General features: G+C 42.5%; 23 protein-coding genes. 16 read left to right on the top strand and 7 right to left on the bottom strand.

Translation table 11 applies throughout. The features are described from left to right. Positions 1-5 precede the first annotated feature (5 nt). From LKO28_RS09505 to LKO28_RS09460, 10 genes are all read left to right on the top strand, one after another. Positions 6-746: a lysophospholipid acyltransferase family protein gene (locus LKO28_RS09505; protein WP_227694565.1), complete on the top strand. Its 741-nt coding sequence runs from the start codon at positions 6-8 to the stop codon at positions 744-746. Between the two features lie 33 nt (positions 747-779). After that, complete coding sequence (locus tag LKO28_RS09500) at positions 780-1,538, top strand: ABC transporter ATP-binding protein (RefSeq protein ID WP_317206625.1); 759 nt, start codon at positions 780-782, stop codon at positions 1,536-1,538. A 120-nt stretch (positions 1,539-1,658) separates the two neighbouring features. Further along, entirely contained in the window at positions 1,659-1,880 is a 222-nt protein-coding gene (locus tag LKO28_RS09495; RefSeq protein ID WP_017258669.1) for a DUF2795 domain-containing protein, read from the top strand. A 60-nt stretch (positions 1,881-1,940) separates the two neighbouring features. Next, positions 1,941-2,399, top strand: coding sequence for a hypothetical protein (locus tag LKO28_RS09490; RefSeq protein WP_227694564.1), 459 nt, complete (start codon positions 1,941-1,943; stop codon positions 2,397-2,399). Positions 2,400-2,696: 297 nt separating this feature from the next. Beyond that, a complete protein-coding gene (gene trpD / locus LKO28_RS09485; RefSeq protein ID WP_227694563.1) occupies positions 2,697-3,686 on the top strand; it encodes an anthranilate phosphoribosyltransferase in 990 nt (329 codons plus the stop codon). A 1-nt stretch (position 3,687) separates the two neighbouring features. Then, positions 3,688-4,308 carry a phosphoribosylanthranilate isomerase gene (locus tag LKO28_RS09480; protein WP_227694562.1) on the top strand — a complete coding sequence of 207 codons (621 nt, stop codon included), beginning with the start codon at positions 3,688-3,690 and terminating at the stop codon, positions 4,306-4,308. Next, the gene (gene trpB / locus LKO28_RS09475; protein ID WP_227694561.1) at positions 4,301-5,485 is read left to right on the top strand and encodes a tryptophan synthase subunit beta; all 1,185 of its coding nucleotides are present in this window, start codon (positions 4,301-4,303) and stop codon (positions 5,483-5,485) included. The genes LKO28_RS09480 and trpB overlap by 8 nt, the downstream gene beginning before the upstream one ends. Positions 5,486-5,490: 5 nt before the next feature. After that, positions 5,491-6,264: a tryptophan synthase subunit alpha gene (gene trpA, locus LKO28_RS09470; protein WP_227694560.1), complete on the top strand. Its 774-nt coding sequence runs from the start codon at positions 5,491-5,493 to the stop codon at positions 6,262-6,264. A gap of 350 nt (positions 6,265-6,614) precedes the next feature. Next, entirely contained in the window at positions 6,615-6,998 is a 384-nt protein-coding gene (locus LKO28_RS09465; protein WP_227694559.1) for a hypothetical protein, read from the top strand. Positions 6,999-7,100: 102 nt separating this feature from the next. Continuing rightward, positions 7,101-9,668 (top strand): TonB-dependent receptor domain-containing protein, encoded by a 2,568-nt coding sequence (locus LKO28_RS09460; RefSeq protein ID WP_227694558.1) that lies wholly within the window; start codon positions 7,101-7,103, stop codon positions 9,666-9,668. 24 nt (positions 9,669-9,692) lie between these two features. Here the strand turns inward: LKO28_RS09460 and LKO28_RS09455 are convergent, their stop codons facing one another. From LKO28_RS09455 to floA, 3 genes are all read right to left on the bottom strand, one after another. After that, on the bottom strand, positions 9,693-10,274 hold the full coding sequence (locus LKO28_RS09455; RefSeq protein WP_227694557.1) for a Maf family protein: 582 nt from the start codon (positions 10,272-10,274) through the stop codon (positions 9,693-9,695). Further along, positions 10,275-10,793 carry a KdsC family phosphatase gene (locus tag LKO28_RS09450; RefSeq protein WP_227694556.1) on the bottom strand — a complete coding sequence of 173 codons (519 nt, stop codon included), beginning with the start codon at positions 10,791-10,793 and terminating at the stop codon, positions 10,275-10,277. Positions 10,794-11,069: 276 nt separating this feature from the next. Next, positions 11,070-12,053 (bottom strand): flotillin-like protein FloA, encoded by a 984-nt coding sequence (gene floA, locus LKO28_RS09445; RefSeq protein WP_227694555.1) that lies wholly within the window; start codon positions 12,051-12,053, stop codon positions 11,070-11,072. Positions 12,054-12,310: 257 nt separating this feature from the next. On the opposite strand from floA, the gene LKO28_RS09440 reads away from it, so the two are divergent. From LKO28_RS09440 to LKO28_RS09425, 4 genes are all read left to right on the top strand, one after another. Beyond that, positions 12,311-13,915, top strand: coding sequence for a response regulator (locus LKO28_RS09440; RefSeq protein ID WP_227694554.1), 1,605 nt, complete (start codon positions 12,311-12,313; stop codon positions 13,913-13,915). 75 nt (positions 13,916-13,990) lie between these two features. After that, the gene (locus tag LKO28_RS09435) at positions 13,991-14,527 is read left to right on the top strand and encodes a plastocyanin/azurin family copper-binding protein (protein ID WP_227694553.1); all 537 of its coding nucleotides are present in this window, start codon (positions 13,991-13,993) and stop codon (positions 14,525-14,527) included. A gap of 148 nt (positions 14,528-14,675) precedes the next feature. Then, positions 14,676-16,082, top strand: coding sequence for a dihydrolipoyl dehydrogenase (gene lpdA, locus LKO28_RS09430; protein WP_227694552.1), 1,407 nt, complete (start codon positions 14,676-14,678; stop codon positions 16,080-16,082). Between the two features lie 60 nt (positions 16,083-16,142). Further along, positions 16,143-16,547: an acyl-CoA thioesterase gene (locus LKO28_RS09425; protein ID WP_227694551.1), complete on the top strand. Its 405-nt coding sequence runs from the start codon at positions 16,143-16,145 to the stop codon at positions 16,545-16,547. A gap of 2 nt (positions 16,548-16,549) precedes the next feature. Here the strand turns inward: LKO28_RS09425 and LKO28_RS09420 are convergent, their stop codons facing one another. Continuing rightward, positions 16,550-16,858: a DUF3817 domain-containing protein gene (locus LKO28_RS09420; RefSeq protein WP_227694550.1), complete on the bottom strand. Its 309-nt coding sequence runs from the start codon at positions 16,856-16,858 to the stop codon at positions 16,550-16,552. 274 nt (positions 16,859-17,132) lie between these two features. Between LKO28_RS09420 and lpdA (LKO28_RS09415) the strand changes: the two genes are divergently transcribed. Further along, positions 17,133-18,521: a dihydrolipoyl dehydrogenase gene (gene lpdA, locus LKO28_RS09415; RefSeq protein ID WP_227694549.1), complete on the top strand. Its 1,389-nt coding sequence runs from the start codon at positions 17,133-17,135 to the stop codon at positions 18,519-18,521. A 46-nt stretch (positions 18,522-18,567) separates the two neighbouring features. Here the strand turns inward: lpdA (LKO28_RS09415) and LKO28_RS09410 are convergent, their stop codons facing one another. From LKO28_RS09410 to LKO28_RS09400, 3 genes are read right to left on the bottom strand one after another with little or no spacing between them, the layout of a single operon-like run. Continuing rightward, positions 18,568-19,119, bottom strand: a complete 552-nt coding sequence (locus LKO28_RS09410) for an HAD hydrolase-like protein (RefSeq protein ID WP_227694548.1) — start codon at positions 19,117-19,119, stop codon at positions 18,568-18,570. Next, the gene (locus LKO28_RS09405) at positions 19,120-19,581 is read right to left on the bottom strand and encodes a hypothetical protein (protein WP_227694547.1); all 462 of its coding nucleotides are present in this window, start codon (positions 19,579-19,581) and stop codon (positions 19,120-19,122) included. A 9-nt stretch (positions 19,582-19,590) separates the two neighbouring features. Further along, the gene (locus tag LKO28_RS09400) at positions 19,591-20,241 is read right to left on the bottom strand and encodes an ABC transporter ATP-binding protein (RefSeq protein WP_411028040.1); all 651 of its coding nucleotides are present in this window, start codon (positions 20,239-20,241) and stop codon (positions 19,591-19,593) included. An 81-nt stretch (positions 20,242-20,322) separates the two neighbouring features. On the opposite strand from LKO28_RS09400, the gene sucC reads away from it, so the two are divergent. Further along, entirely contained in the window at positions 20,323-21,516 is a 1,194-nt protein-coding gene (gene sucC, locus LKO28_RS09395) for an ADP-forming succinate--CoA ligase subunit beta (RefSeq protein WP_227694545.1), read from the top strand. Positions 21,517-22,174 lie beyond the last annotated feature (658 nt).

Genomic DNA, 22,174 nt, shown 5'->3' with positions numbered 1-22,174 from the left:
TAACTATGACCAGGTTATTGAGAAAAATACATCTGTACATATATTTTACCGCTGTCCTATTTTTCTTTTTTTTAGGCTATCCATGGCTACGCTATTACGCAAAAGATCCCACAAAACATTACAACAAATTAGTCGCATTTCGAAAATGGATTAGCCTTGCAAGTTTATATGTGGTGGGCATCCGGATCCAGGTCAATTACGAAACTCCGATTGACTGGTCTAAAAACTACGTGCTTTGCGCCAACCATACCTCTTTCCTGGACATTACTGTTTTAAATTACCTATGCAAATCTCCCTTTTCCTTCTTAGGAAAAATAGAGCTTCTTCAAAACCCCGTCACGCGCTTATTTTTCCAAACCATTGATATTCCGATCAAACGCGAGAGTAAGATTTCGGCGTTTAAAGCCTATCAACGCTCCTGCGAACTTCTAAAAGATGGTAAATCGTTAGCGGTTTTTCCCGAAGGGAAAATTGACGACAACTACCCTCCTGTATTGCATTCTTTTAAATCTGGCGCATTCCGAATGGCCTACGAAAATAACACGGCCATCCTTCCAGTCGTTATTCAAAATGCCTGGCAGTTGCTATGGGATGACGGAAAAACTTTTGGATCCAGACCCGGAGTTATCCAAGTTAAAATACTAGCGCCCATTTTTCCAATTACCAATAAACCAGACGCCTCCCTATCTCTGGAAACTGAGGTGTATCATAAAATGAAAGAAGCATGGACGATCTGTAACAAATAAATTGTAACTTATCCCCACGTTAAAACAATAGGAATGGAAGAGCATTACCTGATTCAGATAGAAGATATTGGAAGAGAATACATCATTGGAACGGAAAAAATACACGCACTCAAATCCGTTTCTCTAAACATAAAAAAAGGCGAATTTGTGGCGCTGATGGGGCCGTCTGGCTCGGGGAAATCAACGTTGATGAATATTTTAGGCTGTTTGGATACGCCGACCAAAGGACAATATGTACTTAACGACATAAACGTGTCTGAAATGAGTGAGAACGAACTTGCGGAAGTCCGCAACAAAGAGATCGGCTTTGTGTTCCAGACGTTCAACCTCTTGCCTAGAAATTCTGCACTAGAAAACGTCGCGCTTCCCCTAGTTTACGCAGGGTATGGTAAAAAGAAACGAGAAGAAAAGGCATTACAGGCTTTGGAAAACGTAGGACTTGGCAATCGGGTAGACCATAAGCCGAATGAGTTGTCTGGTGGACAGCGGCAACGGGTAGCGGTAGCACGCGCCTTGATTAACGACCCCGCTATCATTTTGGCGGACGAGCCAACCGGTAACCTAGATACAAAAACCTCTATTGAAATAATGGGATTGATGGAAGATATCCACGCCAAGGGAAACACGATCATCCTCGTCACACACGAAGAGGACATCGCGCAACATGCGCATCGTATCGTTCGTATGCGCGATGGTTTGATCGAGGACGATTATGCCAACCCCGACATCAAATCGGTACATCCTAGATTAAATGCGCTAAACGAAAAAGGCAAGGATTTTGAAAATATATAATTTTATTGACCTGCTATCCAATTATTTACATTATAAAATTTTAAATAACAATCGTCTGACTTGATTTAGTGGATAATAATGTTATTTTTGCGAAAAAAGGGATTCACTTAATTAGTAGATATGTATTGGACACTAGAACTTGCTTCACATTTGGAAGACGCACCATGGCCAGCAACCAAGGACGAGTTAATTGACTATGGTATTCGTTCAGGGGCTCCAGTTGAGGTCATTGAGAACCTGCAGGCGCTGGAGGATGACGGAGAACCCTACGAAAACATTGAAGAGATTTGGCCGGACTATCCAACAAAAGACGATTTCTTCTTTAACGAAGACGAGTATTAAAAAGAGAAGGTATTAATCCTTCTCTTTAAAAAGCTGTCTTACCTAAAAAGCAGGCTTTTTATGTTAAAAATAATATCGGGTTTTTTGCTGTTCTGTTTTGTTTCACAACATGTCAACGCGCAAACCCTTGAAAATACCACGCAAGAGGATATTGATCTAATCAAAGCATTTATCGCTGATATCGCTGATGCTACGCAACGTCCTGATATCATCCTCAGCAAACACGTATTGCTAGAACGAACCAGCACCGATGAAGAATACGATTATTTAGAAGCTAGTATTGAAGAGATACGCATTAATCTTCAGCCGAAGAACTTAAATGAGATTGCTTATATCCCTTTCCAAGCGTTGTCCCGGCGTGATACGCGTGACATTGACCCGGAGGGAAAACCAACAGAAAAAATGTATTTCTTACGTTACAAAAATCGTCAAATGCTAGCGGTTTATATAGCCAAAGATAAAATCGCATCGTTCACCCTTGTCTCGAAGGGAGATAAAGCGCATTTCGTGACGTATTAATCCTACGCCCAGCGTGCTTGTCGATAATTTTCACATTTTTTCTTGCATTTGATTAACAAATAGTAGACATTTGCTATTGTATAGTAATAAAAATGTAACCGAGAGCCGTGAGGTTCTCCTTAGCCTTTAAGGAAAGATAATTAGATGAATTTTGGTAATGTAAATAGCGCAGGGTGGTGGCACAGCAGTTAATGTTGTGGCAAAAACCTATTGCTTGAAATTTTACATCAAAAGATAGTGGGCTTGCCTAAAGATTAGGCAAGCCCTTTTTTATAGACTTTTGTTTTTTTGAATTGCATGAAAAATATACTCGCTCATTTATTTGAATATAAAACCTTTACAACGGAAGAAGCATATAACATCCTCACTAATATTGCTACCGGAAAATATGACTCGCATCAAATCGCCGCCTTTATGACGACCTACGGCATGCGAAGCATACGCGTGGAAGAACTTAGTGGCTTTCGTAACGCGATGTATGACCTTTGCCGCAAAGTCGAATTTCCGGGTTACGATCTGATTGATTTATGTGGTACCGGTGGAGACGGAAAAAACACCTTTAACATTTCTACCTTAGCGTCCTTTGTCGTGGCCGGAGCAGGGTACCACGTTGCTAAGCATGGTAATGTGGGCGTTTCCTCGGGATGTGGTTCCTCCAATGTGATGGAATATCTGGGCTACACGTTTACCAATGACTTTGATAAACTGCAACGGCAACTGGATGAAGCCGGCATCTGCTTTTTGCATGCCCCACTTTTCCACCCTGCGATGAAAACGGTAGCCCCGATACGTAAAGCACTCGGCGTCAAGACATTTTTTAACATGTTGGGTCCGCTCACGAATCCAGCCAACCCCAAATTCCAAGCAGTCGGCGTGTTTAGCTTGGAGCTTGCACGACTGTATAATTACCTCTATCAAAAAACCAACAAACAATATAGTGTCATCCATGCGTTAGATGGCTACGATGAAATATCCCTTACCGGTGATTTTAAAATCATCGATAATCAAGGAGAAAAATACATCAAAGTAGAAGATCTAGGTTTTTCGCCATTGGTTCCAGCAGACTTAGCCGGTGGCGATACCGTAGAAGAAGCTGCGGCTATTTTTCGTCGTATAATCGGGGGTGAGGGAAATGAAAAACAAAACAATGTGGTATTGACTAACGCCGCCTTTGCGATTAAGACCATACATCCGGAAAAAACTTTTGGCGATTGTTATTATGAAGCAGAATCTTCACTTTTTGGAAAAAAGGCGCTCCAAAGTTTGCATAAATTGATTTCGGCTTAACATGAAAAAGTTAAAAATAAAAGTATGTGGTATGCGCGAGCCCAAAAACATCCAGGCACTCGCGTTGCTACCCATCGATTACATGGGGTTCATCTTTTATGAAAAGTCTGCTCGCTACACGCCTAGCCTACCGCCTGTCACAATTCCCGATGCTATACAAAAAACCGGTGTATTCGTGAATGCGGAGAAAACAATTATTGAGGAGCGCATTGCACAAGGACTGCAAGCCGTACAATTACACGGACGGGAGACCCCTACATTTTGCGAAAAAGTAAAAACACCGCAGATTGAAGTCATCAAAGCGTTCGGAATCGATCCAGATACCGCATGGAAAACATTGGAGCCCTATGTAGGCGTTATCGATTACTTCCTCTTTGACACCAACAGTCCACAACATGGCGGAACCGGACGTGTTTTCGACTGGGATTTGTTAAAAGCCTATCCTTATGACATTCCCTATTTCCTAAGCGGCGGGCTGGATCTCGTAAATCTTCCCCAAGCACTAGCACTGGACGATGAACGCATGATTGGTCTAGACATCAACTCAAAATTCGAGGTGCAACCCGGATTAAAAGACATTGAAAAAATACAGCAAGCATTGAAAATAATCAGACATGAGTAAATATCAAGTTAACGAAAAAGGATATTATGGCCCGTTTGGTGGCGCTTACATCCCCGAGATGTTGTACCCCAATGTGGAGGAACTCCAAAAAAAATACCTGGAGATCATGCAAGAGGAGAGCTTTCAACAAGAATTTCAGGATCTGCTTAAAGATTATGTTGGGCGTCCTTCACCGCTATATCTGGCGAAACGTTTGTCGGCACGATACGGCGCAAATATCTTTCTTAAACGGGAAGATCTAAATCATACCGGAGCGCATAAGATCAATAATACGATCGGACAGATCTTATTAGCCGAACGATTAGGTAAAAAAAGGATTATCGCGGAAACGGGTGCAGGCCAACACGGCGTAGCTACAGCCACCGTTTGTGCGCTCAAAGGATTGGAATGTGTGGTATATATGGGGGAGATTGATATCCAGCGACAAGCTCCCAATGTGGCGCGCATGAAAATGATGGGAGCCACCGTAGTCGCTGCACAATCTGGGAGTAAAACACTGAAAGATGCCACAAATGAAGCCTTACGGGACTGGATAAACAACCCCGTCGACACCCATTATATTATCGGCTCGGTAGTAGGGCCACATCCTTACCCCGATTTAGTAGCCCGTTTCCAATCCATCATATCAGAAGAAGCAAAAAAACAATTAGCCGAGAAAACTGGCAATAGTTTACCCGACTATGTGCTCGCTTGTGTAGGAGGCGGTTCGAATGCGGCAGGAATGTTTTATCATTTTCTGGAGGATGAAAACGTCCAACTGATTGCGGTGGAGGCTGCCGGACAAGGAGTTAACAGCGGTGAATCTGCCGCGACAACAGCTTTGGGCCAAGAAGGTGTGCTACACGGTAGCCGCTCGATCCTGATGCAAACGGACGACGGACAAGTCGTGGAGCCTTATTCCATTTCTGCCGGGCTAGATTACCCAGGGATAGGACCGCAGCATGCATGGCTATATAAAAGCGGCCGCGGAAAATACGTCAGCATTACCGATGACGAAGCCATGCAGGCCGGCTTGTTACTCACCAAATTGGAAGGTATAATTCCGGCGATAGAAAGCTCACACGCCCTCGCCTATTTAGAAAAAATGAAGTTTCAAGGCCATGAGAATGTAGTGATCTGTTTATCGGGTCGTGGCGACAAGGACTTAGACAACTATATGAAATATTTTGGATTCTAAACATCATGCAAGTAGAAGATACTCTTAAAAACGACACATCAAAAGAACTGCTATCCATCTATTATACGGCAGGATATCCCCATTTAGACAGTACCCTAGCTATCGCAGAAAAACTAGAACAAGCCGGGGCGGACTTCCTTGAGATTGGCTTCCCTTATTCGGATCCGGTAGCCGACGGGCCGGTGATTCAGCATAGTTCAGAAGTAGCCCTGAAAAATGGAATGACACTCCAACTGCTTTTTCAACAACTACAAACCTTAAGATCAAAGGTGAGCATTCCCGTTTTTATGATGGGATATTTTAATACAGTCTTACAATACGGCGTCGAAAACTTTTGCAAATCTTGCCAGGAAGTTGGGGTAAACGGTGCTATAATACCCGACTTACCCATGTACGAATACGAAGAGCTCTATCAAGAAATATTCGAGCGCTACGGCATTAGCAACATTTTTCTAGTTACGCCACAAACTTCGCCAGAACGGATCAAGAAAATAGACCAGCTTTCCAACAGTTTTATCTATGTACTTTCCTCCAATGCTACCACCGGTAAAAACCTAGAGGTAGGTGAACAAGCAGAACAATATTTTCAACGCTTGAAAGATATGAATTTAACGAATCCATTAGTGATCGGTTTTGGTATTTCGGATAAGCATACCTTCCAGAAGGCGACAACTTACGCGAAAGGAGCTATTATTGGCAGTGCTTTTGTACGTTTACTGAAAGAGGAGAATGCTATGGAAAACATCATTCCGTTTATCCAAAGTATCAAAAATCCATAAGGCTTTTTTTATCGCTCTTATGCCTGTCCGACTTATGGCTCCAGACAGGCATAAGAGAAAATCTTACAGCTCTCGCAGTAGTCTGGAGTATATTTTAAAAATACCCACTGCAATAATCAATAACGATATTGCTAAAAAAAGAAGAACCCGAGGTTCGGTTAATAATTGTTCCATATCGATTAGCTTATGAGCTTATAAAATTAATATCTTCTTTACTTACATCCAATAGTTTAACCTCTTTTTTTTACAACACATTTACCGCAGCTAAAATATCTTTAGTATCTTTGTATGTCATGAGAGCGATCCTGTCCAGCATTATATTATTCTTTTACACCTTGACGTGTACAGGAATGACTGTATACATGCATCAGTGTCATGCCGGCTCATTTGTGATGTTAGCAGAAGATGTTGAAAACCACCATCAAAATTGTCCTGTTTGTGCACAACATGGAGATGAAAAAGTACAAGTTTCGCCCCATGCTTGTGACATAGAAGCCGATAATTGTTGCAAAGACATCAAAATCGATCTCACGAAAGGACAGGAAGAAGTGGAAAGCACAACTTCTTCTTTTAACCTCACCCTATTATCTCCTGCTACGCTTTCGATAATTTGGTTAGCGGTTCTCCAGCCGTATTTCGATGAGTTAAAAACACAACCGTCCAGGTCGGATCAATATTTACTTAGCACTCGGACGGCTCCAACTTATCTGCTCCATTGTAATTTCCGAATTTGATTTTTCTGTTAATGCATTAAAAAATGTGTTATCATTCCTTTGAAACGAAACAATAGGAATGTGAATATCCTTCATTTAACAGTAATCAAATAAAGATAAAACATGAAACGAATATATAAAGGGCTTATTACGTTATTTTTCATCAGCATGTACGCGGTCAGTTTCGCACAGCAAGAACGTACAATAACCTTTGAAGTGGCCGGAAACTGTGCCATGTGTAAACAGCGCATTGAAAAAGCGGCAAAAATAAATGGTGTTTCACAAGCCATATGGAATACGCGGGATGGTCTCGCAACCGTGGTTTTCAACCCCGATATCACTTCCGATAGAAATATTAAACAAGCTATTGCCGACGCAGGACACGATACCGATGAGGTGAGAGCGGAACAAGAAGTATACGAGACCCTACACGAATGCTGTTTATACGACCGGCTTGGCGAAGAAAAAGCCGATGATCAAGAAGCAACGCATCACGATCATGAACATATCATCCGCGGCGTAGTGGTTCAAGAAAATAACCGCGGAGATCTGACACCCATTGCTGGGGTAAACGTGCGCTGGCTAGAAAATCCTACTACACAAATCCAAAGTAACGGAGAGGGGGTGTTTGATATCAAACATCAAAGCGGTGCTAAACACCTCGTCGTGAGTTATTCGGGCATGCAGCCAGATACGATCGAAGTCAAAAATCTACACGAGATATTGGTTATCCGCGCGAAGGATAATATCTTAGGAGAAGTGGTGGTCTCCAGAAGGCAACGTACAGCCTATGTCGATAAGTTGAATGCTAACCGCGTGGAAACAATAACTGCACGCGAGTTATTTAAAGCCGCTTGTTGCGACCTGAGCGAAAGTTTCGAAACAAATGCCTCCGTCGACGTCGTAGCGAGCGATGCGGTAACGGGTGCAAAACAAGTGCAACTATTAGGTTTAAGCGGCATCTATACCCAATTAACGGTCGAGAACCTGCCCGGCCCTCGCGGATTCGCGTCTCCGCTGGGATTAAATAGTATGGCAGGCCCTTGGATTGAAGCTATACAAATCAGCAAAGGTATGGGTTCAGTCGCCAATGGCTTTGAGAGTATGTCCGGACAGATCAACGTAGAATTGAAAAAACCAAGCCAAACAGACCGCCTGTATTTCAATGCCTATGCCAACAACATGGGACGTACGGATGTTAATCTAAATCTAGCGCAAAAGCTAAACGATAAATGGTCGGTTGGCCTCTTGTTACATGACAATTTCATGTACAACAAAAACATGAATTTCAGCAACAATGGCTACAGAGATATGCCTGTTGGCAACACTTTTTCTGGCATAAACAGGTGGCATTATGAAGATGGAAAAGGATTAATCGCTCAGTTCGGCATTAAATATTTGAGTGATGACCGGACAGGTGGAGAAATCGACTTCGATAAAAAAACGGATAGATTAACGACCAATCATTATGGATTAGGATTCGACATTGACCGTGTAGAAGGTTTTGCTAAAATTGGTTATGTATTTCCAAGCAATAAACTGCGCAGCATCGGTTTACAACTATCGGGATCCCATTTTCGTCAAAATAGTTTCTTCGGCTTAACAACATACGACAATGAACAGAATAGCGGATACGCCAACTTACTCTACCAGGATGTTATCGGAAACGTTCAACACAAATATAGAGCGGGACTATCCGTATCTTATGATAAGTACAACGAAAACATCTTGCAACACGTTTTCGATAGAACGGAAACCGTTTCGGGGGCATTTTTAGAATACACCTATACACCGAACGAAAAGTTTGATGCTGTTTTAGGACTTCGACAAGATTACAACTCGATTTACGGCTGGTTTACAACTCCAAGAGCGGTGCTGCGTTATGCACCTGGAAGCACAACCACTTTCCGGTTGAGTACCGGGAGAGGACAGCGTACCGCAAATATTTTTGCCGAAAATCTCGGTATATTCGCTTCTAGCCGTGCGATCGATTACGGACAACTCGCTCATCAAAATGGTACAGCTTATGGACTAAAACCAGAAGTATCTTGGAATACGGGGTTTACGGTTGATCAGGATTTTCGATTATTCGGCAGAGAGTCCGGTATATCCCTCGAACTATTCCATAACAATTTCCAAAATCAAGTCATCATAGACTGGGAGAATCCCAGAGCAGTATCCTTCTATAACCTAGACGGTAAATCCTACTCCAATAGTTTGCAAGCCGAATTTAGAGTTATGCCGCTTCCGCATTTCGAAACCAGACTGGCGTATAGATTATTGGATGTAAAAACGGACTATCGCGAAGGCCGTTTACAAAAACCATTGACTGCAAAACATAGAGGATTCCTGAATATGGCCTACAACTTACACAGTGGGTGGAGTTTCGACTATACTTTAAATGTAGTGGGCGAGAAACGTCTTCCATCTACAGCAGACAACCCTACTGCCTATCAATTAGCTAGCTATTCGGATGCCTATGTTACCATGAATGCCCAAATTAGCAAAAGCTTTGGCGCAGAAAAAAACTTTACGATATATCTGGGGGGAGAAAATTTAACGAACTTCTATCAGAAAAACCCTATCCTGGCATTTGAAGAGCCGTTTGGCAATCACTTTGACACCAACTTACTTTGGGGTCCGATAACCGGAAGAATGTTCTACACCGGCGTTCGATATACCATTAAATAAAAATATAGGGAGCGATTTTGCTCCCTATATTCTTTTCATTTCCTGATACAATCTTGCGGTAGGGAGCCCCACTACATTTTCGTAACTCCCGGTAATGGATCTTATCCCTATAAACCCAATCCACTCTTGGATACCGTACGAACCTGCTTTATCAAAAGGCCGATGACGATCGATATAATAATGGATTTCTGCTGCAGATAGGGAATAAAATGTTACCGCAGTCTCTTCCACAAAAGCGCGTAATTCTCCCTGATATTGCAAAGCTACAGCCGTCAGCACCTTATGGCTGCCTCCTTGTAATCTATTTAACATCTCAAACGCCTCCGCTGCATCACGGGGTTTGCCTAAGATATCCGTTCCACACACGACAACCGTATCTGCCGTAATCACGAGTTTATCGCTAAACGCGACATTATCAAAAGCTTTAACCTTATTAACCGCTATATGTTCTACGATCTCCTGCGGTGATTGTTGCGCATCAAAATTTTCATCCGTTTCTTTAACCACAACTTCGAAATCAAACCCCAATTTCGCGAGCAGCTCTTTTCGCCGAGGCGATTGAGACCCTAAGATGATGGGGATATTTTTGAACCTTTCTATTAACATTTATACACTTTTTATATTATCGTCATCATACCATTTATGTTGTAGTTTCAACATCTTTTCGATGACATCTCTCACACACCCCTCTCCGCCCCTCTTCGGTGAGACATAATCGGACACCGCTTTTATCTCTTCCACTGCGTCTTGCGGACACAGCGGCAACCCAACTTGCTTTAAACAGGCTAAATCTGGGATATCGTCTCCCATAAACGCGGTCTCCGACCAAGTGACCTGATAACGACGAACCACCTCTTGCATCATTGTCAATTTATCGGCTACGTCTAAAAACACAGCCGTTACGCCAAGCCCATTAAGACGATGTAACACGCCATTTGATTTCCCACCACTAATAATAACAATATGAAGCCCTCGTTTTACAGCTAACTGTATAGCGTACCCATCTTTAATAGAAAAGCTCCGCAACTGCTCACCTTGTTCCGTAACCAGAACAGTCCCATCTGTAAGCACCCCATCAACATCCAAAAACAGCAATTTAATATTTGCAAATGCGCGTAGCACCATATTTATTAATTAATAACAGTCAAAAATTTATCTAAAAATGACACATCATCAAAAGTTTGTCACATATTGATTGCAAACACAACTATAAGCTGAATAAGCTTGACAAATCCTATTTTTCGATGTACTTTTGTATTGTAATCATTGAGCAAATCAAGACACTTAACGATTACAGCATTAAAATTGTCTTTTCATAATTTAGGTTTATAATTGGTTAGTAGCAAACCCTGGCGCCCATCGTCAGGGTTTTGTTTTAAGAACAACTTCTTTATCCTTTAGCTATGACTTTCCTTTTTCACCTGGATTAGGTTTAGAAATCGACGTACGCATATCGGTGTCCGCTTGCATATTCTGCATTCTATAGTAATCCATCAAACCCAAGTTTCCGCTTCGAAAAGCCTCTGCCATCGCCAATGGAACCTGCGATTCGGCTTCAATCACTTTGGCTTTAGCCTCTTGTGCTTTGGCGCGCATTTCCTGTTCGTTAGCTACCGCCATCGCACGACGCTCCTCCGCCCGGGCATTTGCCACCTTTAAATCCGCTTCCGCTTGATCAGTTTGTAATTTTGCGCCCACATTCTCCCCGATATCAATATCCGCAATATCGATAGATAGGATTTCAAAGGCTGTTCCCGAATCCAACCCTTTAGAAAGAACCGTCTTGGAAATGCGGTCAGGGTTTTCCAATACCTCTTTATGGTTCGTGGAAGAACCAATGGTCGTCACAATTCCCTCTCCTACCCGCGCCAATATCGTTTCCTCTCCTGCTCCACCAACCAGTTGGTTAATATTGGCCCGTACCGTCACTCTTGCCTTCGCAATCAGCTGTATACCATCCTTTGCGACAGCCGCAACAGGCGGAGTATTGATGACCTGTGGGTTCACCGAAAGTTGCACCGCATCAAAAACATCCCGGCCGGCAAGGTCGATAGCAGTAGCTAGTTTAAAATCAAGCGGAATATTTGCTTTATCTGCCGAAATAAGTGCCTTGATCACCTTATTGACGTTACCCCCGGCGAGATAATGTGTTTCAATTTCGTTTGTAGAGATGTGTAATCCAGCTTTCGTGGAGGTGATCATCGCATTGGTCACCAAGGAAGGCGGAACCTTCCGCAAACGCATTAACACCAAATTCAGAAGACTAATCCTTACATTGGAAAGTTGCGCTGTAAACCACAGATTAACGGGTAATAGATAGATCAATACGAAAAAGGCGACAACGCCTCCAACGATAATTAAAATTAAGCTAATTTCTGGTTCCATACGTTATATTCTTTTAGTAATTCATTAAAGATATTATTTATTTTTACATTTTCCGCAAGCTAAGTGATAATAGATTGCCACATTTAGCCTCGCACCCTGTTCACAAAAACAACCCACAAAATTTATTTTCTCCTTTTATATCTTTCTATCCGTCAATTATTACTTTTGTAAGTAGCAAACTTATCTGAAAAATAAGTAGATGCGGAATACAGTGTAATGAAAATCATATCGTATTTCAACGGCTAAAATAAATCAGTATGAAGCATGTTAATCTTCTTATTTTAGATGACAAGGAGGAAAACATCATCAGTTTGTCGGCATTGCTTTCGACGCTAGAAGACGTCCGGATCATCGGCTCCACCAATCCGACCGAAGCGCTGAAAATTTGCTGGCAAGATGATATTGCCATCGCATTAGTAGACGTGCACATGCCTGAAATAGACGGGTTTGAATTCATTTCGCTATTAAAATCAAATTCCCAAACGAGCCATATCACGGCGATTATGGTAACCGCGGATTCCAAAGACGACAAGGACCTACTTAAAGGGCTGAAAAGCGGAGCAGTGGATTACCTTTACAAACCGCTCGATCCGGAAATAACCCTTGCAAAAATCACCTCTATAGCCCGTCAGACCCAAATACAAGAGGAGATTAAAGAAAAGAACGTCGCACTGGAAGAATTGCAAAAACAGTTGCTTCTAGCAAAAAAAGAAACGGAAGAAGCTCGTAAAGTTAAGGAAAGCTTCTTGGCAAATGTGAGCCACGAAATCCGAACCCCTATCAACGGCATTGTAGGTATTCTACACGTTCTCCGAAAGACGCCCCTAAATCATCAGCAACGCGAATGGATAAATCGCTTAGACAGTGCTTCAAACTCATTATTACTCATTATTGACGACATTCTTGATATTTCAAAGATTGATTCGGGAATGATGAAAATAGAATATGAGACCTTTTCTATCCGCGAAAAATTGTTGGATATCGCGAAGCTATTTAAAATAAAGGCCTCCTCCAAAAACATTGCCTTTGAAACCATCATAGACCCCCAACTTCCTGCGTACATAAAAAGTTCCGCTATACGTGTCCAGCAAATCATAGACAACTTCACCTCCAACGCACTGAAATTCACCGAAACCGGAAAGATCACCTTAGCGGTAAGTGTCATCCAACAAATGGACTACCGTTGTACCATTCGATTTACCGTCACAGACACTGGGATCGGCATCAAACCGGAGGCGTTGGAAAAGATATTTCTCGCCTTCGAACAAGGTGACGATAGCATCACAAAAAAACATGGAGGGACTGGCCTCGGGCTAGCGATCGTAAAACGATTGGCGGATTTATTACATGGAAAAATAGGCGTGGAAAGTACCTATGGGGTGGGTTCGGCATTTTCGTTCCAAGCCACCTTTGAGAAAGTAGACAACTTTAAACAACAAGAAATGATGGATGAAGGAGCGACACCGTCCCCTCAAAAATTCGAAAATGTACGAATTCTTATAGCCGAAGATAATGAATTGAACAGCTTTATGCTCCAGCACATATTAAAGGGCTGGGGGTGTGAAGTCGATGTGGTAAAAAACGGGCGCGTGGCCCTAGAATACCTCGAGCAGCAAGACTACCAACTCATCATGATGGACACCCATATGCCCATCATGTCCGGATTTGAAGCCATACAAGCGATCAAAACGAATCTGAACCCTCGAAAAGCCGCGACACCTATTATTACAATTTCTGCATCTGTATTACCACATGAGCAAGCGGCTGCCTACGAAGCGGGCGCAGATAGCGTAATAGGCAAACCTTTTGATCCTAACGATCTATATCAGAAAATTGCCACGCTAATCTCAAAAAGGCCATAAAATCTTGATTATAAAAGAATATTGGTTAAATTTGTTTAAAAGCATACACATAATTTATATTTAACTTTCTTTACAATGAAAAAATTATTTGTTTTCCCAGCGATTGCCATGGCATTGTCGTTCGCGGCTTGTGGTGGTTCAGAAAATAATAACACATCGGCTACAACAGAAGAAACATCTACAGCTGCTGCCGGAGCTGCTTCTACCGAAACAGTACCTGGTATTGAAAATGTGGAGCTCTCCAACCAACCTGTTGTGGAAGGTAATGACCAAATGAAGTTTAGCACAGAACTATTGCGCGTAAAAGCGGGCGAAGAAATTCAGCTAACCCTCAAAAATGTAGGTGAATTACCCAAAGAGTCAATGGGGCATAATTTAGTAGTATTGGCGCCAGGCGTTGATGTAGCTACTTTTGGCGCGGAAGCTGTAGGCGCAGCGGACAACGATTATATCCCGAAAACTTCTCTAAGCTCCGTGGTTGCACACACAAAATTGCTTGGCCCGGGCGAAGAAGATCAAATTACCTTCACGCTGGAGAAGGGCGTATACACCTATATCTGTAGTTTCCCTGGACACTTTGGGGTAATGCAAGGTAAAATCGTAGCAGAATAAGCTAAACGAACGTAAACAGCATAGAAAGCACTTACCGGGGTAAGTGCTTTTTTCGTCACCCGCATGCGGCCACTTTATTTTACGTATTAAATACCTTGAAATTTATTTAAATCATTAACTTTGAGGTCGAAACTACAATACTATTTTTATGCAATACGACGTAATCGTTATAGGAAGTGGTCCTGGTGGATATGTAAGTGCTATTCGCTGCGCTCAGCTTGGACTAAAAACAGCTGTAATCGAGAAATATAGCACTTTTGGAGGCACATGTCTCAACGTGGGTTGTATCCCTTCTAAAGCCTTATTAGACAGTTCCGAGCATTATCACAATGCGGCTCATAATTTTGGAGCACATGGTATCAGTTTGAACGACCTCAAAATTGATATCAAAAAGATGATGGAGCGTAAGAATGAGGTAATTTCGCAAAATACGGCTGGTATTACGTTTCTTTTTAAGAAAAATAAAATAGACAGTTATGAAGGTTTAGGTTCTTTTGTCGACAAAAACACCATCAAAGTCACCAAAAACGATGGTAGTTCGACAGAGTTAAAAGCAAAAAACGTGATTATTGCGACCGGCTCTAAACCTACCGCACTCCCCTTTTTACCTATTGACAAAAAGCGCATTATCACCTCTACGGAAGCTCTTAATCTACAAGAAGTTCCTAAACATCTTATTGTTATCGGCGGTGGAGTTATCGGTCTGGAATTAGGATCCGTATACGCGAGGCTTGGCGCAAAGGTATCGGTTGTGGAGTTTGAGAAATCTATTATAGGCACCATGGACGGGGGCCTAGGAAAAGAACTACAGCGAGTATTAAAGAAAAACTTAGGTGTAGAATTCTTTTTGGGACATAAAGTAACCGGTGCTTCCACAAAAGGGAAAAAAGTTAACGTAACCGCAGAGAATCAAAAAGGAGAAGTCGTCAACATCGAGGGTGATTACTGCATTGTCGCTGTCGGAAGAACCGCTTATACAGCAGGCTTAGGTTTAGAGAATATCGGCATCAAAACCGAAGAGCGCGGAAATAAAATCCCTGTAAATCAACATTTAGAGACAGCAGTTGAGGGTGTTTACGCCATCGGAGACGTCATCAAAGGAGCTATGCTCGCTCACAAAGCAGAGGATGAAGGCGTGTATGTAGCCGAGCATATTGTCGGTCAAAAACCACATATCGACTATAACCTGATACCCGGCGTGGTATACACCTGGCCAGAAGTAGCCTCCGTAGGCAAAACAGAAGAGCAACTGAAAGAAGCAGGTGTAAAATATAAGAGCGGCTCATTTTCGTTTAAAGCATCCGGCCGTGCGAAAGCCTCTGGAGACACAGATGGTTTTATTAAGGTATTAGCAGATGCCCAGACCGATGAGGTGTTAGGTGTACATATGATCGGACCTCGCGCAGCAGATATGATTGCAGAAGCCGTTGTGGCGATGGAATATCGTGCGTCGGCAGAAGATATCGGCAGAATATGCCATGCCCATCCGACATTTACGGAAGCAATTAAAGAAGCAGCGCTAGCAGCTACGGCAAACCGAGCAATTCATGCTTAATATAGTATAGCATAAAAGGCAAGATGATTATCTTGCCTTTTTCAATTAATGATTAACATTATGAATTTTCACACTAGAAAATGGATAAAACCGGAAGATCTAAATCCCAATGGCTCCCTATTCGGTGGCAGGTTGTTAAGTTGGATAGATGAAGAAGCGGTAATCTATGCAATTGTACAATTGGGCAATCCTCATGTTGTAACGAAATACATTTCCGAAATCAATTTTGTAAGTTCTGCTAAACAAGGCGATATTATAGAAATGGGCATCACGGCAACACATTTCGGCACAACATCCATCACCATGCGGTGTGAAGTCCGCAACAAGATTACCCGAAAAACCATACTTTCGATCGACAAACTTGTATTCGTCAATCTGGACGAGGACGGCAATCCTCTACCCCACGGAAAGACAGAGATTACCTATGCTTACATGAGCATAGACTCCTTTCCGGATAAGCAATAAGACTAAAGTGAAGTACCCGTTGTCTTTTGAGCGTGGATCTGGCGCTTAACGTCGCGCTCTATCCAAAAGGATACGATCGGAATCAACGACGCAAAAAAATATTTCATCACGCGACTAAAAGGCCATTTATACTCATTCCAGCACATCACCAGAAGAATGACAAACAGCACGACTAAAAACCCGTGGATAGAACCGGCTATTCTGACGGCCTCCGGTATATCGGCCAGATATTTAAGCGGCATGGCCACAAAAAAAAGGATAACGGTGGAAACAGCTTCCCACAAGGCTATTTGCTGAAAAATCCGTAACATAGTGAACGATTAAAAGTTTTCACAAACATACAGTCAAAAGCTTATTCGCGCTCAATTTTTATCATCTATTGACCAAATACTGACATGTTACTAAGGATATCGCCAATTCTCTATTAGCGAAAGCCAGAAAAGCGTTGTTTGATAAGGAAAAAAATATGTATTTTTGGAACGTTTGCTAAACAAGCAGCGTCTTTATACTAGAAAAAAATTTAAATTAAATGCGTACTCGGAATACACATTGTGTGATGAATACGTTACAAAACAAATACACATTATGAACTACGATATCATAGTAATCGGTAGTGGCCCAGGAGGATATGTTGCTGCCATCCGTGCGTCTCAATTGGGTTTTAAAACAGCGATCATAGAACGGGAAGCATTAGGAGGCATCTGTCTAAACTGGGGCTGTATCCCGACCAAAGCACTTTTAAAAAGTGCGCAAGTATTTGAGTATTTAAATCATGCTGAAGAATATGGCATTAAAGTGCAAGGAGGAGAAGCAGACTTTGGGGCTGTTGTAAAACGCAGTCGTGGTGTAGCAGATGGCATGAGCAAAGGCATCCAGTTCTTGATGAAAAAGAACAAAATTGATGTCATTATGGGTACTGCTAAAATTAAAAAAGGCGGTAAAATAGACGTCAAGGGTGCAGACGGATCGACAAAAGAGTACACGGCCAAACATACTATATTGGCAACCGGTGCCCGCTCACGTGAACTTCCTAACTTACCACAGGACGGCAAGAAAATTATTGGTTACCGTCAAGCAATGAATCTTCCTAAACAGCCTAAATCAATGGTTGTAGTAGGGTCTGGTGCGATCGGCGTGGAATTCGCTTATTTCTACAATGCCATGGGCACTAAAGTTACGATCGTAGAATTCATGGATAGAATTGTTCCGGTGGAAGACGAAGAAGTTTCCAAGCAACTCGAAAAATCACTCAAGAAAGTGGGTATCGAGATTATGACGAAATCGGAAGTACAATCGGTAGATACCAAAGGTGATTTATCGAAAGTTTCGATCAAAACCGCAAAAGGCACAGAAACGCTTGAAGCAGAAATTGTTCTTTCGGCGGTGGGTATTAGTCCTAACATCGAAAATTTAGGCTTAGAAGAAGTAGGCGTAAAAACAGATAAAGGCCGCGTGTTGGTCGACGATTTTTACAAAACAAATATCGATGGCGTTTATGCCATCGGCGATATTGTAAAGGGGCAAGCTCTCGCTCACGTCGCTTCGGCCGAAGGAATAACTTGTGTGGAGAAAATCAAAGGCCTACACGTAGAACCTATCGATTACAACAATATTCCGGGCTGTACATATTGCTCTCCAGAAGTCGCCTCTGTGGGTTATACCGAAAAAGCGGCTAAAGAAGCTGGCTATGAACTTAAGGTGGGTAAATTCCCCTTCTCGGCTTCCGGCAAAGCCTCGGCAGCAGGTGCGAAAGATGGATTTATCAAATTGATTTTCGACGCGAAATATGGTGAGCTTCTCGGAGCACACATGATAGGCGCCAACGTGACGGAAATGATTGCAGAGATTGTGGTTGCCAGAAAACTAGAAACTACAGGACACGAAATGATCAAAGCTATCCACCCGCATCCTACGATGAGTGAAGCGATCATGGAAGCTGCCGCCGCAGCCTATGATGAAGTTATCCATTTATAACAAATAGCATTGTAAAATAAGAGAGCGAGGTTAATGCCCCGCTCTCTTATTTTACAATCATAATTTCGTCTGCCGAAAGCCGATACTCCTCTTTGAGAAAATCGATAGGCTGGATATTACGAAACCGCAGTTCCTGAATAAAAAACACCTTCAATGAAGGCAAAAACGATGTTAATTCTTGCCAATCGATGTGTTTGAGCTTATTTAATTGCTCTACCGGGTTCCCATCCGTAAGAATACCCACTTGCTTTTTCCTTTCGAATAAAGTCTGTATTAAATTTTTGGTACTATCTTTCAAAATAAGTTTTAAAGGAAGGTGTGCATTGGCTTTCAGGCGCTCAAAGTTTTCCCGATAGTTGTCGGGCAAACCAAAATGGGCGAAGGTTTCGGCTAGCACCTCCTCTTCTCCGATCTTTTCTAAAGCCTCCTTCATAAAACCGATCATATCTTTAGCCAAGGATCGTCCTTCCGTATATTCCACGAAATTGGCAAATAAATAATAAACCTGCAACAAGTAATCTTGCTTAGGATATAATACGTCGTCAATTTCAAAAACGTATGCGGAGTAGTCAAAAGAAAAAGTTTCGTGCTGCATCATCTAAACCACACACAATAGCGGGTTTTCACCCGAGTCAGACAATATACCTGCTCCCGAAAAATCGCTTTTGCATACTACCGCATCCGTCAAAACATCTTTTCCTGCCTGAACTATACGCACCTCTTCCGATGGATCTCCTACGTAAAAATAGCTCGCGACGTCGTCCGGCATCAACACGGTGATACCATATTCTTCGAATAAAATTCGCGCTTCATGCAGCGGTCGCAACTCTATTTTCCCCAAGGGCAGCACCATGTGACAGCCCTTATCTAAACAGAGCTTTAACACCTCATGTGCAAACGTAGGATTTGACCCGGTAGGAATACGATGATAATGCTGCTTTTGTAATATTTCAGGGAATGGCTCCGAACTAGCATAAGCCAGCTGGTAATGCGACGATAACATCCTACCCACACGCTGCGCAAAAGGCCGGGTACCGTAAGTGATTAAAATAGTTTCCATCCTGTATAATCAAAGAATCTGTCCGTCACGCATATGAACCGTTCTATCCGAGATATTAGCCAGTTCCTCATTGTGTGTCACGATAATAAAAGTTTGTCCGAGAGACGCCCGTAGCTCGAAAAACAATTGGTGCAACGAAGCCGCATTTTCCGAGTCAAGATTACCAGAGGGTTCATCTGCTAAGATAAGAGCCGGTTGGTTGATTAATGCGCGTGCTACGGAAACACGTTGTTGCTCGCCTCCTGACATTTCCCCGGGCTTGTGCTGCGCGCGATGCGCGACACCGAGTCGTTCCAAAAGTTCCATCCCGCGTCGCTCTGCTTCCTTTTTTCCGGTACGGTTAATAAACGCTGGAATGCATACATTTTCGAGCGCCGTAAATTCGGGCAGCAAATGATGAAACTGGAACACAAAACCGATATGCTTGTTCCGGAATAAACTCATTTTTTTTTCGTTCAAAGCGCTTATGTCTGTACCAGCGATAGTAATCTGCCCCTTATCGGGTCTGTCCAACGTACCAACGATATGTAATAACGTACTTTTCCCAGCTCCGGATGCCCCGACGATGGAAACAATTTCGCCTTTTTCCACCGACAAATCTACGCCCCGTAAAATCGGCAGCTGGCCGAAGGACTTATATATCTGGACTGCTTCCAATATCATAGTGCGAAGGTAACAAAGAAAAAATAATTACTTGCCCTTTCCATTTAAAAACCATAATTTTACGACAAATTTTTTAAGATGAACATTCACGAATATCAAGCAAAAGAAATACTTAAAAGTTTTGGCGTAAGCGTTCAAGAAGGAATCCTTGCAGAAACTCCCGAGCAGGCTGTTGAAGCCGCACAGACTTTGAAACAAGATCTTAATTCGGACTGGGTTGTTGTAAAAGCTCAAATCCATGCAGGTGGCCGCGGTAAAGGTGGCGGTGTGAAGCTGGCAAAAAACCACGATGAAGTATTGCAACGTGCAACGGACATTATCGGCATGCAATTGGTTACGCCTCAAACAGGTCCGGAAGGAAAAAAAGTAAGCAAAGTTTTGGTGGCACAGGATGTATACTATCCTGGAGAGAATGAAATCAAAGAATTTTATGTTTCTGTTTTACTAGACCGTGCAACAGGACGGAACATCATCATGTATTCTACCGAAGGCGGTATGGATATTGAAGAAGTAGCCGAAAAAACACCACACTTGATTTTCAAAGAAGAGATTGATCCTAAAGCAGGTTTACAAGGTTTTCAAGCCCGTAAAATCGCCTTCAACCTAGGGTTATCTGGTGCTGCACACAAGGCAATGGTAAAATTCATCGCTGCTTTGTACAAAGCATATGATACGATTGACGCATCGTTGTTCGAGATTAATCCAGTATTAAAAACGTCGGATGACAAAATCCTTGCGGTAGACGCAAAAGTTAATTTCGACGAAAACGCGCTATACCGTCATGCAGATTATGCAGCTTTGCGAGACCTCGCAGAAGAAGATCCTACAGAGGTCGAAGCAGGAGAATCCAACTTAAACTATGTAAAATTAGATGGTAACGTAGGTTGTATGGTGAACGGTGCCGGTTTAGCCATGGCGACCATGGACATCATCAAACTTGCCGGCGGTGAACCAGCTAACTTCCTTGACGTAGGTGGTACTGCAAATGCGGAAACCGTAAAAGCCGGTTTTAACATCATCTTAAAAGACCCGAACGTAAAAGCTATTTTGATTAATATTTTCGGTGGTATCGTACGTTGTGACCGCGTAGCACAAGGTGTAATCGATGCTTATCAAGAAATTGGAAATATTCCAGTACCTATCATCGTTCGTCTTCAAGGAACAAATGCTGAAGAAGCTAAAAAATTAATTGACGAATCCGGCCTACAGGTTTACTCTGCTATCTTATTAAAAGAAGCAGCAGAATTGGTAACGAAAGTGCTGAAAGGATAATAAGAGGTATATTATAAAAAGCCGGTTTCCTTTCGAAAACCGGTTTTTTTTATTAATTTTTTTTTATGTTCTTTTTTTAGAAAAAAGAACGAAAAAATCGTCGCTTCGGATGTTTTACATCTGGGATAGTACTAAGGATGGATTTGTGCAGTTGTAAAACATCCGGATGCGACATTAGAGGTTAAGGAAGAGATCGTGCAGCCCGTAACACAAAATTTGAGGCGACATTAGAAGTTAACAAGGATGCGCTATGTGTGGCACAAAATCTGGATGCGACATTAGAGGTTAAGGAAGAGATCGTGCAGCCCGTAACACAAAATTTGAGGCGACATTAGAAGTTAACAAGGATGCGCTATGTGTGGCACAAAATCTGGATGCGACATTAGAGGTTAAGGAAGAGATCGTGCAGCCCGTAACACAAAATTTGAGGCGACATTAGAAGTTAACAAGGATGCGCTATGTGTGGCACAAAATCTGGATGCGACATTAGAGGTTAAGGAGGGGATCGTGCAGCCCGTAACACAAAATTTGAGGCGACATTAGAGGTTAGGAGGGGATCGTGCAGAGCGTAGCACCCTGTAGTTTAGGAGTGAGACAGGCGCTTCCCCGAGCACCGTTTAAGCGGAAGCCAACGCGATCAATAGCAAACAGCGATTAA

Origin of the sequence: Sphingobacterium sp. FBM7-1 (assembly GCF_020687765.1) — a bacterium.
In the GTDB taxonomy this organism is placed as follows: domain Bacteria; phylum Bacteroidota; class Bacteroidia; order Sphingobacteriales; family Sphingobacteriaceae; genus Sphingobacterium.
This window is presented reverse-complemented; position numbering and strand designations above follow the sequence as displayed.

Excerpts from the sequence above, each read along its gene's own strand:
- LKO28_RS09505 (WP_227694565.1), top strand. The coding sequence starts at position 6 with ATGACCAGGTTATTGAGAAAAATACATCTGTACATATATTTTACCGCT.
- LKO28_RS09500 (WP_317206625.1), top strand. The coding sequence starts at position 780 with ATGGAAGAGCATTACCTGATTCAGATAGAAGATATTGGAAGAGAATAC.
- LKO28_RS09495 (WP_017258669.1), top strand. The coding sequence starts at position 1,659 with ATGTATTGGACACTAGAACTTGCTTCACATTTGGAAGACGCACCATGG.
- LKO28_RS09490 (WP_227694564.1), top strand. The coding sequence starts at position 1,941 with ATGTTAAAAATAATATCGGGTTTTTTGCTGTTCTGTTTTGTTTCACAA.
- trpD (WP_227694563.1), top strand. The coding sequence starts at position 2,697 with ATGAAAAATATACTCGCTCATTTATTTGAATATAAAACCTTTACAACG.
- LKO28_RS09480 (WP_227694562.1), top strand. The coding sequence starts at position 3,688 with ATGAAAAAGTTAAAAATAAAAGTATGTGGTATGCGCGAGCCCAAAAAC.
- trpB (WP_227694561.1), top strand. The coding sequence starts at position 4,301 with ATGAGTAAATATCAAGTTAACGAAAAAGGATATTATGGCCCGTTTGGT.
- trpA (WP_227694560.1), top strand. The coding sequence starts at position 5,491 with ATGCAAGTAGAAGATACTCTTAAAAACGACACATCAAAAGAACTGCTA.
- LKO28_RS09465 (WP_227694559.1), top strand. The coding sequence starts at position 6,615 with ATGACTGTATACATGCATCAGTGTCATGCCGGCTCATTTGTGATGTTA.
- LKO28_RS09460 (WP_227694558.1), top strand. The coding sequence starts at position 7,101 with ATGAAACGAATATATAAAGGGCTTATTACGTTATTTTTCATCAGCATG.
- LKO28_RS09455 (WP_227694557.1), bottom strand. The coding sequence starts at position 10,274 with ATGTTAATAGAAAGGTTCAAAAATATCCCCATCATCTTAGGGTCTCAA.
- LKO28_RS09450 (WP_227694556.1), bottom strand. The coding sequence starts at position 10,793 with ATGGTGCTACGCGCATTTGCAAATATTAAATTGCTGTTTTTGGATGTT.
- floA (WP_227694555.1), bottom strand. The coding sequence starts at position 12,053 with ATGGAACCAGAAATTAGCTTAATTTTAATTATCGTTGGAGGCGTTGTC.
- LKO28_RS09440 (WP_227694554.1), top strand. The coding sequence starts at position 12,311 with ATGAAGCATGTTAATCTTCTTATTTTAGATGACAAGGAGGAAAACATC.
- LKO28_RS09435 (WP_227694553.1), top strand. The coding sequence starts at position 13,991 with ATGAAAAAATTATTTGTTTTCCCAGCGATTGCCATGGCATTGTCGTTC.
- lpdA (WP_227694552.1), top strand. The coding sequence starts at position 14,676 with ATGCAATACGACGTAATCGTTATAGGAAGTGGTCCTGGTGGATATGTA.
- LKO28_RS09425 (WP_227694551.1), top strand. The coding sequence starts at position 16,143 with ATGAATTTTCACACTAGAAAATGGATAAAACCGGAAGATCTAAATCCC.
- LKO28_RS09420 (WP_227694550.1), bottom strand. The coding sequence starts at position 16,858 with ATGTTACGGATTTTTCAGCAAATAGCCTTGTGGGAAGCTGTTTCCACC.
- lpdA (WP_227694549.1), top strand. The coding sequence starts at position 17,133 with ATGAACTACGATATCATAGTAATCGGTAGTGGCCCAGGAGGATATGTT.
- LKO28_RS09410 (WP_227694548.1), bottom strand. The coding sequence starts at position 19,119 with ATGATGCAGCACGAAACTTTTTCTTTTGACTACTCCGCATACGTTTTT.
- LKO28_RS09405 (WP_227694547.1), bottom strand. The coding sequence starts at position 19,581 with ATGGAAACTATTTTAATCACTTACGGTACCCGGCCTTTTGCGCAGCGT.
- sucC (WP_227694545.1), top strand. The coding sequence starts at position 20,323 with ATGAACATTCACGAATATCAAGCAAAAGAAATACTTAAAAGTTTTGGC.